Source organism: Arenimonas sp. (assembly GCF_035312645.1).
Taxonomy (GTDB): domain Bacteria; phylum Pseudomonadota; class Gammaproteobacteria; order Xanthomonadales; family Xanthomonadaceae; genus Arenimonas.
Map to the genome: position 1 here is coordinate 17157 of NZ_DATGBO010000028.1, position 15870 is coordinate 33026.

10 protein-coding genes and 1 tRNA gene are annotated in these 15870 nt (G+C 64.5%); 9 read left to right on the forward strand and 2 right to left on the reverse strand.

Going from position 1 to position 15870, the window contains the following annotated elements; translation table 11 throughout:
- Window positions 1-120: 120 nt before the first annotated feature.
- Both VKM35_RS02240 and VKM35_RS02245 read right to left on the reverse strand, forming a co-directional pair.
- Window positions 121-1038: a M48 family metallopeptidase gene (locus VKM35_RS02240; RefSeq protein ID WP_324317907.1), complete on the reverse strand. Its 918-nt coding sequence runs from the start codon at window positions 1036-1038 to the stop codon at window positions 121-123.
- 14 nt (window positions 1039-1052) lie between these two features.
- Window positions 1053-2717, reverse strand: a complete 1665-nt coding sequence (locus tag VKM35_RS02245) for a formylglycine-generating enzyme family protein (RefSeq protein WP_324317909.1) — start codon at window positions 2715-2717, stop codon at window positions 1053-1055.
- Window positions 2718-2960: 243 nt separating this feature from the next.
- On the opposite strand from VKM35_RS02245, the gene rnd reads away from it, so the two are divergent.
- The 9 genes from rnd (at window position 2961) to VKM35_RS02290 (ending at window position 15539) form a co-directional block, all read left to right on the forward strand.
- Window positions 2961-4055 (forward strand): ribonuclease D, encoded by a 1095-nt coding sequence (gene rnd / locus VKM35_RS02250; RefSeq protein WP_324317911.1) that lies wholly within the window; start codon window positions 2961-2963, stop codon window positions 4053-4055.
- Window positions 4056-4500: 445 nt separating this feature from the next.
- Window positions 4501-7026, forward strand: coding sequence for a bifunctional aspartate kinase/homoserine dehydrogenase I (gene thrA, locus VKM35_RS02255; RefSeq protein WP_324317913.1), 2526 nt, complete (start codon window positions 4501-4503; stop codon window positions 7024-7026).
- Window positions 7023-7964, forward strand: a complete 942-nt coding sequence (locus tag VKM35_RS02260) for a homoserine kinase (RefSeq protein WP_324317915.1) — start codon at window positions 7023-7025, stop codon at window positions 7962-7964. The genes thrA and VKM35_RS02260 overlap by 4 nt, the downstream gene beginning before the upstream one ends.
- A complete protein-coding gene (gene thrC, locus VKM35_RS02265; RefSeq protein ID WP_324317917.1) occupies window positions 7961-9265 on the forward strand; it encodes a threonine synthase in 1305 nt (434 codons plus the stop codon). The genes VKM35_RS02260 and thrC overlap by 4 nt, the downstream gene beginning before the upstream one ends.
- Window positions 9266-9317: 52 nt before the next feature.
- Window positions 9318-9393, forward strand: a tRNA-Ala gene (locus VKM35_RS02270).
- Between the two features lie 81 nt (window positions 9394-9474).
- Window positions 9475-12402: a bifunctional diguanylate cyclase/phosphodiesterase gene (locus VKM35_RS02275; RefSeq protein ID WP_324317920.1), complete on the forward strand. Its 2928-nt coding sequence runs from the start codon at window positions 9475-9477 to the stop codon at window positions 12400-12402.
- A gap of 151 nt (window positions 12403-12553) precedes the next feature.
- The gene (locus VKM35_RS02280) at window positions 12554-13111 is read left to right on the forward strand and encodes a GbsR/MarR family transcriptional regulator (RefSeq protein WP_324317922.1); all 558 of its coding nucleotides are present in this window, start codon (window positions 12554-12556) and stop codon (window positions 13109-13111) included.
- 116 nt (window positions 13112-13227) lie between these two features.
- Window positions 13228-14553 (forward strand): cytochrome ubiquinol oxidase subunit I, encoded by a 1326-nt coding sequence (locus VKM35_RS02285; RefSeq protein ID WP_324317924.1) that lies wholly within the window; start codon window positions 13228-13230, stop codon window positions 14551-14553.
- Window positions 14550-15539, forward strand: coding sequence for a cytochrome d ubiquinol oxidase subunit II (locus tag VKM35_RS02290; RefSeq protein WP_324317926.1), 990 nt, complete (start codon window positions 14550-14552; stop codon window positions 15537-15539). The genes VKM35_RS02285 and VKM35_RS02290 overlap by 4 nt, the downstream gene beginning before the upstream one ends.
- Window positions 15540-15870: the final 331 nt, after the last annotated feature.

Here is a 15870-nt window from a genome sequence, read left to right on the forward strand (position 1 = left end):
GGAGCGATGGCAATCGCGACTATGCTTGCCGCGGTGGCAGCTAGCCCGAAGGTCGCCTGTTTGCATTGATACGCATCGCTGCGGACGATGTCGCGATTGCCATCGCTCCTACATGCGTTGCTACTGCGGCGCCGCGCCCGAGCAGAACTTCGCGTAGATCTTCTCGGCCTTCGGCATCAGCGCCTGCAGGTGCTCGATGCGGTTGGCGGGGTCTGGATGAGTGGAGGCGAATTCCGGCGGGCGCTGGCCGTTGGATTGCGCGGACATGCGCTGCCACAACGGAATGGCTTCGTGCGGATTGAAGCAGGCCGCCGCCGCGAGCATCAGCCCGACTTCATCGGCCTGCGATTCGTGGTCGCGCGAAAACGGCAGCAGCACGCCGTACTGCGTGCCTGCGCCCAGCGCCGACATCACCATCTGCTGCTGCTGCGGATCCATGTTGCCGATCGCCACGCCTGCCGCCATCTGCCCGATCTGCACGAGCTTTTGCTGCGCCATACGTTGCGAACCGTGGCGCAGCAGTGCGTGGGAAATTTCGTGGCCCATCACCACCGCCATCGCGTCCTGATTCTGCGCGATCGGGATCAGGCCGGTGTAGACAGCCATCTTGCCGCCGGGCAGACAGAAGGCATTCGCTTCCTGCGACTGGATCACGCTCACGTCCCACTGGAAACTGTCGGCGATATGTTTCGGCGTCGTGCCGTTCTCTGCAGCCAGGTAATCCTCGACGTCGTTTGCGCGCGCTTCCAGCCGCTGCGCGATCGCCTTGATCTGGCGCGATGCATCCGACGAAGCGTCGAGCACCGGTTCCTGCGTCAGCACCTGCTGGTAGGCCTGCAGGCCGAGCGCCGCTTCTTCCTCGATCGAGGTGTCGATCATCGACTTGTGGCCGGTGTACGGGTCCACCGTCTGGTTCGACAGCCAGTAATAACCCGCGTATGCCGCAAACAGCAGGATCACCCACCAGCGCAGGCCGCCCGAACGACGCTGCACGCCGTCGCTGTAACTCGGCTGGCTTCCCACAGGATCTATGCGCATCGCGTGTTCTCCATTCAGAGTTCGCGCACGACCCGGAACCCCAGGCGCGCACTGGTGCTGTTGGCATCCATCGGCAGTCTAAACGCCGATCGCGCCTGATCCAAGGAACTGTCCCAGGAGGCGCCGCGCACCACCCGCTGCGCACAACCGGGGTTGATCCAGGCGCTGCCGTCGTCGGGTGCGCGCTGGTAGCTGTCATGCCAGCAATCGAGCGTCCATTCCGACAAATTACCGATCATGTCGTAGGTGCCGAATTTTTCCGCGACGAAACTGCGCACCGGCGCCGTGCCCCAGAAACCGTCGCGATAACCTGGAATCGCGTTCGCCCAGCGCCGCCCGCTCAAAGATTGATCGCCATCACCGGTGAGGTTGCCGACCAGGCGATCCGGCGGCGCATCGCCCCAGGGATATTTCTTGAGACTGCCGGCGCGCAGCACGTATTCGAATTCCGCTTCGCTGGGCAGGCGGTAATGCTGGCCGGTCTGCTTCGACAACCAGGCCGCATAAGCCTGCGCATCTTCGAAAGCGATATGCATCACCGGCAGGTTGGCGGCGGCGACGCGGCCGATGTCGTCGCGACGCCAGTCGACATCGGCGTGTTCGCTCATCAGCCCGCCTTTCTCGTCGTAGACGGTCGAGCGTCCTTCGCGCGTGGCCAATGTGCGATAGCCGCTGGCGGCGATGAAACGGCGGAAATCGGCGATGGTCAGTTCATTGCGCGCGATCGCGAAGCCGCGTGCGAAGCGCACGATATGCACCGGGCTTTCGGCGGCACTGCGCAGGGCTTCGTGCTCGGACGAACCCATCACGTAGGCGCCGTGCGGAACCACCACCATCTCCGGCCCGCTACCGCCGGCCGCGAGCGTTTCGGCAAACGCCTGCGCCGGCTTGAACGGCCCGTAATGCCGCGCCAGATCGATGCGTTCGCGCAGAGCATCGACGCCGGCACTCTGCGCGGCAATCCCGGCTACGTGCGCCAGCGATCGATCGGCCTGGTCGAGCGCGAGCTTGTCGACGGCGGCATTGCCCTGCACAAGCAGGGCATCGGTCAGCGCCTGGCGCAGCTCGATGATGCGCAGGTCCATCACCCGCGCCTCCGGCAACCCGGGCTGCAAACGATTCGCTTCGATCAGGTGAATGTCGGCCGCATGGAAATTTTCCGCGCTCGCGGCGATCCATGCGGCCTTGAGGCGCTCGCGATACCAATAGGTCAGGCTGCGCTGCGCTGGCGCGTAGCCGGGCACCAGCACGCGCGCACGCTGCAGCAATTCGAAAGCGTTGGGATGTGCGGGCGCGAGCAGGCGTCCTTTCGCAGCCTGCGCGTTCGCCTGCTTCACCAACGCGTCGGCACGATGGCCCTGTTGCAGGCTCTTGCGATAATCGGGCAGGCCGGGATCGTCGGGCAGGACGCTGGCGCAGATCGTCGCGATGCGCTCGGCCGCGCGCAGATCGCCATCACGGATGCGCAGCAATCCGTCGTCACGCAACTTCGCCAGCGTGTCGCGCAAGCCTTCTTTCGCGGCTTCATTGGCGGGGTCGAGATGCGCCACGGCGAGAAACAACTCGAGCGCGCCCGGCCCGGGGCTGGCGCCGCGTTCAAGCTGTCCCGACGCCAGTGCCTGGCGCCCGCGCGCCAGCGTCGATGTGGTTTCGGCAGCGCTGATCGGCGGCAGATCCAATTGCCAAGGCTGCGCCTCGGTGGGCGCAGCGGCAGGCAACCCAGCGGAAGGCGCGACGGCCGAGGCTGGCGCTTGCCCGCCGGCAGAAGGCGTCGCAGGTTCTGGAGAATCACTGCAGGCTGCCAGGGCGGAGGCCAGGACAACGCTGGACAACACGATTCGCAGCCGGGTCATCGACACTGCCTTGGCCCGCTCGGAGGTTCTGTAGGCTAACCTGCCCGCTTTGGGCAATCAAAGGACACCGTGAGCGACTGGATCGATAGCCCCGAGGCGCTGCGCGCCCGACTGCAGGCTTGGCCTGTTCCGAACATCGTGGCGCTGGACACCGAGTTCATCCGCGAACGCACCTATTACCCGCAACTGGCGCTGGTGCAACTGGCGATTCCCGGCGAGGTATTGCTGGTCGATCCGCTCGCGCCCGGCATGGCCGAGGCCCTGCGTCCGCTGCTGGAAAATCCCGCGATAACCAAGCTCATGCATAGCGCCAGCGAGGACCTGCAGGCGCTGTTGCGTGGCTGCGGCGTGGTGCCCTCGCCCCTGTTCGACACCCAGGTGGCTGCGGCGATGGCGGGTTTTGGCGCCGGCCTCGGCTACCAGAAACTGGTTGAGCAGATGACCGGCGTGACCTTGGAAAAAGGCGAGACGCGCTCGGATTGGCTGCGCCGGCCACTGTCGGAATCGCAACTCAAATACGCGGCCGACGATGTGCTCTATCTGCATGCCGCGCATACGATCCTCAAGGAAAAGCTCGTCGAGCTCGGCCGCCTGGCTTGGCTGGACAGCGACTGCGAGCGCGCCGTGCGCAATGCCCGCAACGATGTCGACGATGGCTTCCCGCACCTCGCCGTACGCAGCGCACAGATGCTCGACGGCGACGGCCAGGCACGGCTGTGCAGGCTGCTGCGCTGGCGCGATGCCGAGGCACGGCGTGCCGATCGCCCGAAGAGCTGGATCCTAGACAACGAACTCGCGGTCGCGCTGTGCCGACGCCTGCCGGAGGATTTCCATCGTTTCAGCGATGTTCTCGATCGCAATCCGAAAGCACCGCGCAAGTCCCGCCGCGAACTCTGGGACCTGCTCAGCGCGCCACTGACCGACGCCGAGCGCGACATCCCGCTCAACCGCAGCAGCGATACCCTGGACAAGCCGCGCCTGAAAGCGATGCAGGAAGCCGTCGCCGGCATCGCGCAATCGCTGGAAATTCCCGAGGGATTGCTGTGCGCGCGCAAGCATCTCGAAGCCCTGCTGGAAGGCCGCGGTTGGCCGCAGGCACTCGAAGGCTGGCGTCGGGAATTGCTGGAGCCGGTGTTGGGGAAATTGTTGGCGAAAGAAAGCTGATTGGTCGAAATTCGCTGAAAGAAACTGTCCGTCATCCCCGCGAAGGCGGGAGGCGCTTCACAACGGCAAAGCCGGTCATCAAGTGACTTTGTTCTTCACCCTTCAACATTAAGAAGCGTAAAGACGCTGGATCCCCGCCTTCGCGGGGATGACGAAGGCCCATATGCTTTTTCCGCTCACCGCTCACCGCTCACCGCTCACCGCTCACCGTCTCCCCATTCCCGTCTCCCGATTCCCACCGCTTGACACGCCCCCGCCGCATCGGTTCCACTCGACCCATGACGCGCATCGGCACCACCACGACTACCACCATCACCACTATTCCAGTGGTGCGGTTGGTCGTACGCGGGTAGAACGCGCAAACACGGCCCCGCACCTCGATCGAGGATGCGGGCGCGGCACGACCCCCATCCCCGACGACGCAGGGCCTCCCACTGGAGGCTGCATGAATTCGTTCGATCCCGTTGTCGCAAGCGCAGGCAATTCCCGCATCGACAACCATTCCGCGGCGGCAACCCGGACCGTTGCGCACAAGTTCGGCGGCTCCTCGCTTGCCGACGCCGATTGTTTCCGGCAAGTCGCCGGCAACCTCCTCGCCCGCGATGAAAACATGCAGGTCGTCGTGGTTTCGGCGATGCATGGCGTCACCAACACCTTGCTCGCGCTCGCCGATGCCGCCGCGCGCCGCGAACCGCACTGGCCGGACGATTGGCAAAAGCTGCGCGATCGTCACCTCGCCACCGCCGACGCCTTGTTTGCCGACTCGACGGCCTGCCATGACTGGCTGCAGGCGCGCTTCGAAGAACTCTACGGCCTGCTCAACGCTCTGTCGGTGCTCGGCTCGCCCGGCCGTGAAGCACTGGAGCTGATCCAGGGCCTGGGCGAGGTTTATTCGGCGCGCATGCTCGCCGAGCATTTCCGCCATCTCGGCAAAGACTGCGGCGATCTCGATGCCCGTGAAATTCTCGTCGTCGCACACGGCGAACTCGGCGTCTCCGTCGATTGGCCAACCAGCACGGCACGCCTGCACGACTGGCGCCTGGCCAATCCGCACAAGCGCGTTGTGATTACCGGCTTCGTCGCCCGCGATGCCAATGGCCGCATCACCACGCTGGGGCGCAACGGCAGCGATTACTCCGGCGCGATCTTCGCGGCGCTGTTCGACGCCGCCGAACTGCATATCTGGACTGACGTCGACGGCGTACTTTCTGCCGATCCGCGTGTCGTGCCGGAAGCCGTCACCCTGCCGATGCTGTCGTACAACGAAGCCTGCGAGCTGGCGTATTTCGGCGCGAAGGTGATCCATCCACAGACGATGACACCGGCGCTCGCACGCGGGCTGCCGATCTTCATCCGAAATACGTTTCGCCCGCAGTTGCCCGGCACGCGCATCAGCGTCGACAGTGACCGCAGCGGCCCAGTGAAAGGCCTGACGCTCTGTCCCGACCTCGCGCTGCTGGATGTCGAAGGCGCCGGCATGATCGGCGTGCCGGGCACCGCACAACGTTTGTTCGATGCCCTGCGCAGCGCCGGCGTTTCGGTGGTGATGATTTCCCAGGGTTCGTCCGAGCACTCGATCTGCTGCGTGGTGCGTGCAGCCGAATCGGCACGCGCGCAGAGCGCGGTCGCTTCCGCGTTCGCATCGGAACTCGCGAACGGCCAGATCCAGAGCATCGCGATCACGCCCGACATCAGCGTGTTGGCCGCGGTCGGCGATGGCATGGCCGGCACGCCCGGCGTCGCCGCGCGCCTGTTCGATGCGCTCGCTCGCGCGCGAGTCAACGTACGCGCCATCGCCCAAGGCGCATCCGAACGCAACATTTCCGTCGCGCTTGCCAGCAAAGATGCCGCACGTGCGCTGCGCGCTGCGCACGCCGGTTTCTGGCTGTCGCCGCAGACGATCTCGATCGGCGTGATCGGCCCGGGCAAGGTCGGTGCGGCCTTGCTGGAACAATTGCGCGAGGCGATTCCGCGCCTGCGTCGCGACGCCAATCTCGACCTGCGCGTGCGCGCGCTCGCCGACAGCCGCCGCATGTGGCTCGATCCACTGGGCCTTGCCGTCAGCGACTGGCGGCAGCAACTCGCGGACTCGACGCAACCCTGCGATCTGCAGGCGTTCGCCAATCACGTGCAGACAGAACACCTGCCGCACGCGATCATTCTCGACTGCAGCGCCAACAATGACGTCGCCGCGCATTACGAAAACTGGCTCGCGCGCGGCATCCACGTGATCACGCCGAACAAGCACGCCGGCGCCGGCCCGCTCGCACGCTACCAGGCAATCCGTGCGGCAAGTGCGCAGACCGGTGCGCGCTTCCGTTACGAGGCCACGGTCGGTGCCGGCCTGCCGGTGATCCAGACCCTGCGCGATCTTCTCGACACCGGCGACACTCTGCTCGCGGTTGAAGGAATTTTTTCCGGCACGTTGGCCTGGCTGTTCAATCGTTACGACGGCAGCCAGGCGTTTTCCGCGCTGGTGCACGAGGCGCATGCGCTCGGATACACGGAACCCGATCCGCGCGACGACCTGTCCGGCACCGATGTCGCGCGCAAACTGGTGATCCTCGCGCGCGAAGCCGGCCTGGCGATTTCTCTCGATCAGGTCGTCGTCGAAAGCCTGGTGCCGGCAGCGCTGGCGGCAAGCAGCCGCGACGAGTTCATGACGCGCCTGGACGAAGCCGATGCAGCGATGCATGCGCGGCATGCGCAGGCGCGCAGCACAGGGAAAGTGTTGCGTTACGTCGCGCGCCTGGATCGCGATGGCGCGGCGAAAGTGGGATTGGTCGAACTCCCTGGCGATCACGCCTTCGCGCATCTGCGCCTCACCGACAATGTCGTGCAATTCAGCACACGCCGTTACGACAGCAATCCACTGGTGGTGCAAGGGCCCGGCGCCGGGCCGGACGTCACGGCGGCCGGTGTATTCGCCGATCTGCTGCGCGTCGCCTCGTCGCTGGGGGCTCGCGTATGAGCAGCGACATCCACATGATCGAACAGGCAACGGCGTTCGCGCCCGCGAGCGTCGGCAATGTCGGCGTCGGTTTCGACATCCTCGGCCACAGCCTCGCCGGCCCAGGCGACACCGCCATCGTGCGCCGCATCGCCGAACCCATCGTGCGCATCCACGCGATCCGCGGCAGCACCGTCGATCTTCCATTTGAGGCCGAGCGCAATACCGCCGGCGCTGCACTGATCGCGCTGCGTGAAAAACTGCAGCTCGCCCATGGCTTCGAGATCGAGATCGAAAAAGGCATCGCGCTGGGCTCAGGCATGGGTGGTTCGGCTGCGTCCTGCGTAGCGGCGCTGGTGGCGGCGAATGCCCTGCTGCCGATGCCGCTCACGCCGGAACAGTTGTATCCGTTCGCGTTGACCGGCGAGGCCGTCGCCAGTGGCAGCCGCCATGGCGACAACGTCGGTCCGATGCTGCTCGGCGGCCTCGTTCTCGCTACGCCTGAGCGCCTCGTGCCGATTCCCGTCCCGGCGCATTGGCATTGCGTGCTCGTGCATCCGGAGGCGATCCTGGAAACGCGACGGGCGCGCGCCGCACTCGCTGGCGATTACGCGCTCGGCGATTTCGTCGCGCAGAGCGGCAATCTCGCGCAGGTGCTCGCCGGCTGTTTCCGTGGCGATGCCGCGCTGGTGCGCGCGGGATTGAAAGATGTGCTTGTCGAACCACGCCGCGCGCCGCTGATCGTCGGTTTCGCAGCAGTGAAAGCCGCCGCGCTCGATCACGGTGCGCTTGGCGCCAGTATTTCCGGCGCTGGTCCTAGCGTGTTCGCCTGGTTCGAGCAGAAAACCGATGCCGAACTCGCTGCGGTCGCGATGCGCGCGGCTTTCGCCGATGCCGGTTTCGACAGCCAGGCCTTTGTGTCGCCTATCGCTGGCCCCGCTGCGCGGGTGCTGGCATGAACTACCTCAGCACACGCGGAAAATCCGCACCGGCCTCGCTGAGCGCCGCGATCGCCGCCGGGCTTGCTCCCGATGGTGGCCTGTATGTGCCGGCGGAATTGCCGAAGCTGCGGCCAGAGGATTTCGCGGATTGCGAGAGTCTCGCGCAAATCGCCACGTGCCTGCTCACACCGTTTTTCGCCGGCGATGCCCTCGCGCCGGAACTCGCGGCGATCTGCGCCGAAGCGCTGGATTTTCCGACGCCGCTACGCGCACTGGACACGTCCGGCAGTTTCGTCCTCGAACTTTTCCACGGCCCGACCGCCGCGTTCAAGGACGTAGGTGCCCGCTTCCTCGCGGCCTGCCTGCAACGACAACAGGCAGGCGCGACACGCGAATTGACCATCGTCGTCGCGACCTCGGGCGACACCGGTGCGGCGGTCGCTGCCGCCTTCCACCGGCTGCCCGGCCTGCGCGTGCTCGTGCTGTATCCGGATGGCCGCGTCTCGCCGCGGCAGGCGCACCAGCTCGGTTGCTTCGGCGACAACATCGCTGCACTGCGCGTCGCCGGAAATTTCGACGACTGCCAGCAACTGGTGAAGCAAGCGCTCGCGGATGCGGAACTGCAATCGCTGCGGCCCTTGAGTTCGGCCAACAGCATCAGCCTCGGTCGCCTGCTGCCGCAGATGAGCTACTACGCCGCCGCGTCCCTGCAGCATTGGCGTGCGACCGGACATTCGCTGAACTTCGTGATCCCCACCGGCAACCTCGGCAACGCCGTTGCCGCGATCCTCGCGCGCAGCTGCGGCCTGCCGATCGGGCGCATCGCGCTGGCGACCAATGGCAACCGCGTGCTTCCGGATTTTTTTGCCGGCGGCGACTATCTGCCGCGCGCGAGCCTGGCCACGCTGGCGAACGCGATGGATGTCGGTGCGCCCAGCAACTTCGAGCGCCTGCGCTGGCTGTATCCCGAGGCTACCCGGCTGCGCACGGCGTTCGAGGCAACGGCAGTCGATGACGCCGCGATCCGCGCAACCATCCACGATAACCACCGGCAACACGGCGAGACCTTCTGCCCGCACACCGCCACCGCCGTGCACGTGCTTGAACAGCTGCGTGCACGCGACGAGACTGGCGCCTGGGCGGTCGTCGCCACCGCGCATCCGGCAAAGTTCGAGGGCGTGGTCGAGCCCCTGATCGGCGGCGGCATCACGTTGCCGCCCACACTCGCTGCCCTGCTCGCCCGGCCCAGCCATGCCGAGCCCCTGCCCGCCGAATACCCGGCGCTGCGGGCCCGCCTGCTTGCCGGAACCGCGATGTGAACCGGGGATTTGGCGCCCCGCAGGGACGCGATGTATCATTCGCCATCCCTGTGGGGGGGTAGCTCAGCTGGGAGAGCGCATCGTTCGCATCGATGAGGTCGTGGGTTCGATCCCCATCCTCTCCACCATTAGATTGAATCGAAAGGCCCGCCATTGGCGGGCTTTTCGTTTGCGGGGGAATCGGGTGTAGGCTCGGGCAAGGAGGGACCATGAATGCTCCCGGCGATCCCGCCAGTGCCTGGCCATCCGTTCCGCCTGATGAACTGGCGATGCGTCATGCCCTCGCCCTGATCGAAGCACGCGGACTGGACGAGCTTCGACGCGAAGCCGCCCAGCGTGTGGTCGCCATCCTCGGTTGCCGTGCCGCGAAACTGGTCGTCACTGCCGCGAAGGCCAGCAATGCCGCCGACGCCACGCCCGCAGCCCAGATTGATTCACGCGGCGTCGTGGAGAATCCGCGCGCGTTCGCGATCTCGATTCCACTCGCCGGCGGCAGCGCCGCACTGCAACTGGATTGGCCGGACGGCAGCGCCGCGCTCGCGTTGGCAGGCTCGGACTTCCGGCAGTTCCTGGCGCTGCTGGAAGCACGTCTGGTCGATGTCGTCGCGATCGAACGCCTGCAGCTTTCGGTCGCCTCCGCGCAACGCAACGAACAGCTGCAGCACGCGCTGTATGCCATCGCCGACCTGACCTATGCCGATCTCGACATGCACGACATGCTCGCGCGCGTGCAGGCCATCGTCGGTGAACTCACCTATGCCGAAAACCTGTTCATCGTCGCCTACGATCCCGATCTCGACGAGATGCGCTTCATCTACTACGCCGACCAGGGCAACTCGCAGATGTCGCGCGATGGGCCGGTGCTCGCGGGTTCCGATTATCCAAACAGCCTGACCCTGGCGATGCTGCATCGCGGCCGGTCGATGATGGGGTCGAGTATCGAACTTCGGCATTCGCTGGGACTGAAGGACGATCCCCGGCTTGGTCCGGAAAGCATCGACTGGTTGGGCGTGCCGATGATCGAGGGCGAACGCGTGCGCGGCGGCATCGTGGTGCAAAGCTACGACGAATCGCTGCGCTACAGCGAGGAAGATCGCACGCTGCTGTCCTTCGTTGCCCAGCACATCCTCGCCGCCGTCACCCGCAAGCGGGCGCAGGACCGCCTGGAAACCGAGGTACAACGACGCACCAGTGAACTCGCCGAAGCCAACCGGGTATTGCGCGAAGAAGTGGCCGAACGCGAACGCGGCCAGCGCCTGCAGGCGGCATTGTTCCAGATCGTCGAACTGGCCAGCGCGCACCAGAGTCTCGACGATTTCTTCGCCGGCGTGCATACGGTGGTGGGCGGCCTTCTGGACGCGCGCAATTTTTTCATCGCGATGGTTTCCGAAGCCGGAGACATGATCGACTTCCCCTATTTTGTCGACGAGATCGATCAACGCCTGGCGCCGCGGCGACTGACCAACGGCATCACCGAATACGTGCTGCGCAACAAGCATCCGCTGCTCGCGCACAAGGCGCAGATCAAGGCTTTGATAGACGCCGGCGAAATGCTGGTGTTCGGCACCCTGCCCGAGTGCTGGCTGGGCGTGCCGCTGCTGCTGAACGATCGTGCGGTCGGCGCGCTGGTCGTACAGAGCTATTCGAAAGACATCGGCTACGTTGCGCGCGACCAGGAAATCCTCGTCTTCGCCTCGTACCACATCGCCACCGCACTCGAACGAAAGCAGGCACAAGACGGTTTACGCCTCGCCTACGACGAACTGGAGTTGCGCGTGCAGGAACGCACCGGCGAACTGGAACACGCCAACGCAGAATTGCGTACGCAAATCGCCGTGCGCAAGCAGGTCGAGTCACGATTGCAGCACGAGGCCTGGCACGACGCGTTGACCGGGCTGCCGAATCGCGCCTCGATGTTGGCGCGGTTGGCGCTGGCGATCCAGCGCTACAACGAGGATGCCGACAATCTGTTCGCGGTGCTGTTCCTCGACCTCGACCGCTTCAAGGTAGTCAACGATTCGGTCGGGCATCTGGTCGGCGACGATCTGTTGATCGAGGCCGGCCGGCGCATCGCCCGCTGCGTGCGCTCGCCCGATTCGGTGGCGCGCCTCGGCGGCGATGAATTCACCGTGCTGCTCGAGGACATCCACGGCGTCGACGATGCCACCCGCGTCGCGGAACGCATCCTCGCCTCGCTGGTGGATCCGATCCGCATCGGCGACAAGGAAATCTTCACCTCCGCCAGCATCGGCATCGCCCTCGCCGATCCGCGCTACGGCAGCCCCGAGGAATTGTTGCGCGATGCCGACGTCGCGATGTATCGCGCCAAGGCGCGCGGCCGGCAGCGTTTCGAATTGTTCGACCAAACCCTGCACGAGGAAGCGCTGCATCTTCTCGATCTCGAAAGCGACCTGCGCCGCGCGATCATCCGCAACGAATTCGAGCCGTATTTCCAGCCCATCGTCCGGCTAGGCGATGGCGGCGTGGTCGGCTACGAAGCGTTGCTGCGCTGGCATCACAGCGAGCGCGGCTTGATGTTGCCTGGCGACTTCCTCAACGCCGCAGAGGATTCCGGCAGCATCGAACAGATCGATTGGCAGATTTACCAGCGTGTCTGCGACGCCATCCCGCAACTCGGCAATAACCAGAGCTACGTCAGCATCAATGTCTCGGCGCGGCATTTCCGCTCGCCGCATCTGGCCGAACGCCTGCTGGCCCTGCTTGAAAGCCAGCGCGTCGCGCCGGGGCGATTGCGCGTCGAGGTCACCGAAGGCGCGCTGCTGGAAAATCCCGAGCAGGCTCGCCTGACCATGATCCGTCTGCGCGAGGCTGGCGTGCTGACCTCGCTCGACGATTTCGGCACCGGCTATTCATCGCTGTCCTACCTGCATCGCTTCCCCTTGCATGCGCTCAAGATCGACCGTTCCTTCGTCGCCGAACTCGGCATCAACGAGGACGGCAGCAGCGCCGCGGTGGTACGCGCGATCCGTGCGCTGGCTGGCTCGCTGGGCATGGAGGTGATCGCCGAGGGCATCGAAAACGACAGCCAGCGCACCGCCCTGCTGCAACTCGACTGCCATCTCGGCCAGGGCTTCCTGTTCGCGCATCCCGCGCCACTGCAGGCCTTGACCCACTGATCCCCGTAGGAGCGGGCCCGACCGCGACCTTTCTCCGTCGGAGCAGGATGACTGCGCCGTCCCCTGACATCCTTATCCCCTTCCCAAGCTTGAAACCTTCAGCGTCGAGGCGTACATTTCCGCTACTTTCAGAAATTGCTGAAACTACAGAATGAACCTACCTCCGCTGACCCAGAGCTTCGTCCTCCACTTCGGCGAGATGGGCAGCCGATGGGGCATCAACCGCACCGTCGGGCAGATCTACGCCCTGATCTTCGTCAGCAAGCGACCCGTCCACGCCGACGAAATCACCGAGAAACTCGGTGTTTCCCGCTCGAACGTGAGCATGGGCCTGAAGGAATTGATGGCCTGGCGACTGGTCCGGCTCGAGCATCTTCCCGGTGACCGTCGCGACTATTTCAGCGCGCCCGGCGAGGTCTGGACGATCTTCACCACCCTGGCAGAGGAGCGGCAACGCCGCGAAGTCGAGCCGACCCTGTCGATGCTGCGCGTCGCCCTGCTTGAGCCCACCGACTCGAGCGAAGAGATGCACGCGCAGGAACGCATGCGCGAGATGTACGAGCTCATGGAACTGATGACCAACTGGTTCGCCGAAGTGCGCAAGCTCTCGCCATCGACGCTGGTCAAGCTCATGGAACTCGGCGGCAAGGTCAACAAGCTGCTCGAGTTCAAGGACAAGTTGATGGCGGTACCGGGCGGCAAGAATTGATGGTGCCTGTGTGTAGGAGCGACGCAAGTCGCGAACGCCACAGCGATTGGTGATCACGGTTGCCGAGGCATTCGCGACTCGCGTCGCTCCTACCGCAGAAATTTTCGGAGAAATCGATGGACCCGTTGATCCTGGCGCGCATCCAGTTCGCCACCAACATCAGTTTCCACATCCTGTTCCCGACCATCACCATCGCGATGGGCTGGTTGCTGTTGTTTTTCAAGCTGCGCTTCCGCGCCACCGGCGACGACAAATGGATGCAGGCCTACGGCTTCTGGGTGAAGGTGTTCGCACTCAGCTTCGCACTCGGCGTAGTGAGCGGCATCACGATGAGTTTTCAGTTCGGCACCAACTGGCCGGGCTACATGCAGAAGGTCGGCAACATCGCCGGCCCGTTGCTCGCCTATGAAGTGCTCAGCGCATTTTTCCTCGAAGCGACTTTCCTCGGCGTGATGCTGTTCGGACGCAGCCGGGTCAGCGAAAACGTGCACACCGCCGCCACCCTTCTTGTCGCCGGCGGCACTACGCTGTCGGCGTTCTGGATCCTCGCGCTCAATTCCTGGATGCAGACGCCGGCCGGCTTCGAAATGATCAACGGCCAGGCGCATGTCACCAGTTGGCTCGCGGTCGTGTTCAATCCGTCTTTCACTTACCGCCTGCCGCACATGCTGCTGGCATCGGGTCTGACGGCGAGTTTCCTGATGGCCGGCGTGTCGGCGTACCAATGGCTGCGTGGCGATCGCGCGCCGGCGGTGTTGGCCGCATTGCGTACCGGTGTGTTCGTCGCCGCAACGCTGATCCCGGTGCAGATATTCATCGGCGACGCGCACGGCTTGAACACGCTGGAACATCAGCCCGCAAAGGTCGCCGCGATGGAAGGCATCTGGCAAACCGAACGCGGTGCGCCGGCGCTGGCATTCGCTCTGCCGAATGAAAAAGAACACCGCAACGACTACGCTGTCGGCATTCCGAAACTCGCCGCGCTGATCCTCACGCATACGCCCGACGGAGAGATAAAAGGCCTCGATGAATTTCCCGACCGGCATCCGCCAGTCGCGCCGGTGTTCTGGGGCTTCCGCGTCATGGTCGGCACCGGCATGGCGATGCTGGCGATTTCCTGGTTGTCGGCATGGCGGCTGCGTCGACGCGGGGAGCCCGGCGTGTGGCTGGCGCGCGCACTGGTGGCGATGACGTTCTCCGGCTGGTTGGCCACGCTTGCGGGTTGGTACGTCACCGAAATCGGACGCCAGCCCTGGCTGGTCACCGGTGTGCTGCTCGCGCGCGATGCGGCCGCAGCGACACCCGTGCCGCTGCTCGGCATTTCGCTCGGCATCTACCTGTCGCTATACGCGTTGCTGATCCTTTCCTATGTCAGCGTCGTTTTCCATATGGCGCGCAAGCATGTCGGGACGCGGACAATCTACGGAGAGCTGCCGGCATGAACGAACTCTATCCGCTTATCTTCGTGTTCCTGATGGCGTTGTCGATGCTGATCTACGTCGTGCTCGACGGCTACGATCTTGGCGTCGGCATCCTGCTGCGCCGTGCGAGCGACGCGCACAAGGACGAGATGATCGCCTCGATCGGCCCGTTCTGGGACGCCAACGAAACCTGGCTGGTGCTCGGTGTCGGCATTCTGCTGGTGGCGTTTCCGGTCGCGCATGGCGTGATCCTCGGCGGCCTGTACCTGCCAGTGGCATTCATGCTTGCAGGTCTGATCCTGCGCGGCGTCGCTTTCGATTTCCGCGTGAAGGCGCATGACGATCATCGCGTCTGGTGGAATCGCGCGTTCTACTTCGGCTCGCTGCTCGCGGCTTTTTCGCAGGGCTTCATGCTCGGCATCTACCTGCTGGGCTTCCACTACACATTCGCGAGCATCAGCTTCGCCGCCTTCATCGGCCTGTGTCTGATCGCCGGCTATTCGCTGCTCGGCGCGACCTGGCTTATTCTGAAAAGCGAGAACGGCCTGCTCGATCGCGCCGTGCTCTGGGCACGTGGCAGCCTGTGGCTGACTGGCATCGGCATCGTCGCGGTATCGATCGCTACGCCGCTGGTAAGCGCGCGGATCTTCGACAAGTGGTTCGCGCTGCCAAATTTTTTTCTGCTCGCTCCGATTCCATTGCTGACGGCAGCGTTGTTTTTCATCTGCGAACGCACGCTGAAAAAAATGCTCACCGGCCAACCGCACCGCGCCTGGCTGCCGTTCGCCTGTGCGGTCGGGATGTTCCTGCTCGCCTTCATTGGCCTGGCCTACAGCCTGTTTCCCTATCTCGTGGTCGATCAACTCACCTACCGCGATGCCGCCACCGCACCAGAAACATTGCAGGTGATGCTGATCGGCGTCGCGATCACTCTTCCCGCGATCCTCGGCTACACCGCGTATTCCTACCGCGTGTTCTGGGGCAAGTCGCGCGCGCTGAGTTATTGATCTTCCGTTTTTGTAGGAGCGGCGTGAGCCGCGAAAGAGACGACGGAAGCGACCGTCGCAAGCAGATGAGCGGAAGATAGCCGAGTGCGTCGCAAGCATGATCGGCGGAAGTGACCGTCGCAATCGGATGAGAGAAAGATAGCCGAATGCGTCGCAAGCATTGTCGCGGCTGAAGCCGCTCCTGCGAATACGGAGCCATGAAATTTGCCGCATTCCCTACCGCCCAAGTGGGAATGAGCAACCACCCGAATAGAACCGCGGCTCTAATCTTCCTGTTGACACGGCGCAAAACGTCCGCTTAGTCTCGACCCATGCCTCGCCACCACACCAC